1 protein-coding gene and 1 pseudogene are annotated in these 1618 nt (G+C 36.2%); one reads left to right on the plus strand and one right to left on the minus strand.

The features are described 5' to 3' along the window. Positions 1-86: 86 nt before the first annotated feature. Positions 87-1322, plus strand: coding sequence for a 4Fe-4S binding protein (locus ACJROP_RS07265; protein WP_292881024.1), 1236 nt, complete (start codon positions 87-89; stop codon positions 1320-1322). A 48-nt stretch (positions 1323-1370) separates the two neighbouring features. Here ACJROP_RS07265 and ACJROP_RS07270 read toward each other — a convergent pair. After that, positions 1371-1618: pseudogene (locus tag ACJROP_RS07270) on the minus strand (dihydroorotase); the annotation flags it as partial.

Here is a 1618-nt window from a genome sequence, read left to right on the forward strand (position 1 = left end):
AGTCAAATGAGATTAGCTGAAGTAGATATTGTAGACAGTGAAGGAAACCTCATTAAAAAATTCTAAATTTAAGGGGGTTTTTATAAATGATAGTATTTAATGAAGATGGCTGTATAAAATGTGGTGCTTGTGAAGGTACTTGCCCTACATCAGCTATTGAGGTAACACCTAGCTCTATTATTCACTGTGATACTTGTGGTGAAGAACCAAAATGTGCTGACGTTTGTCCACAAGGTGCATTAAAAGTTGAAGATTATGAAGTTACTGAAGGAGTAACTCAAAAAAGATTAGTATTCAACTCTGTATTATGTGACTCCTGTGGTAAATGTGAAGAAGTTTGCCCACAAGAAACAATTAAAGTTACTGGTGAAAAATTAAAAGAAGTTGAAGGATTCTGTGTAATGTGTCAAAAATGTGTTGACATTTGTCCTGTTGATGTAATTGGAATTCCTGGTGTAAAAGAACCTGTAGAATGTGATTTAGATCTCAATGGAAAAGGTCCTGTTTACATCAAAGATTGTGTTGGATGTGGAACTTGTGTAGAACCTTGTCCTGTAAGTGCAATCACTCTTGAAGAAGTTGGAAGTCCTGTTACTGTAAACGATGACTGTATTAGATGTGGTTTATGTTCACAAACCTGTCCTTGGAATGCAATATTCATTGCTGAAAAAATACCAGTCAAACGTTCCAAAGAAATCAAATCTTTCACTTTCGATTCCGCTAAATGTATCGGTTGTAACACCTGTGTAGAAGCATGTCCTGGTGATTTCATTGCTGCTAACAGTGCTAGCTTAACAGTAGCAATTCCTAGCGTATGTGCTGCATGTGGTTTATGTGTAAAACTTTGTCCTGTTGATGCATTAGAAATTGATGTAGAATGGGGTGAAGGTGCACCTGTTGATGCAGAAGGTATCGGAAGAGATGTAGAAAAATGTGATTTCATTGGTGCATGTGCTAACAAATGTCCTACTGAAGCTATCCGTGTAGTTACCAAAACTGGTATGTCCTGCCCAGCTTTAGTAGAAACTGATGCTGAACCATCTTTCACTAGTTGTATTAGATGTGGAGCTTGTGCTTCAGTTTGTTCTAACGATGCATTAAAAGTTGAACAATACGAAGTAACTATTGATGGTGAACCTGTAACCAGAGATAGGATTTCATTCAACCCATCTAAATGTGACCAATGTGGTGACTGTATCGACGCATGTCCATACGATATGCTTCATAAAACAGATAATCCTAAATTACCAATTGCAGGATTCTGTACTTTATGTGGTCAATGTATGGAAGCATGTCCAGAAGACGCATTATGTTATAAATAGGTGTGAAAACACACCTTTTTTATTTTCTTTTTTTTTAAAAAAAATTAGTTAAATTTTATTCATTACTGTTTTTCCATTGACAATTGTCATTATTGGCATTCCAATGTAATTTAAACCGTCAAATGGGGAGTATTCAGCTTTTGTTTCAAATTCTTCAATATTGAATGCGCCTTGTCTTTTCAAATCAATATTGTTTTTGTTTACTTCAGTTAAAAGGAGTGGCACTACTGTTTCCAGATTCGGAATTCCAGGTGATGATGCCCACACTCCTCGGTTCTTGTCTTCCAGTGTATGCG

Source organism: Methanobrevibacter sp. (assembly GCF_045220775.1).
GTDB lineage: Archaea > Methanobacteriota > Methanobacteria > Methanobacteriales > Methanobacteriaceae > Methanocatella.

What these genes read in the sequence shown, in the direction of transcription:
- ACJROP_RS07265 (WP_292881024.1), top strand. Translation starts at nt 87, where the DNA reads ATGATAGTATTTAATGAAGATGGCTGTATAAAATGTGGTGCTTGTGAA.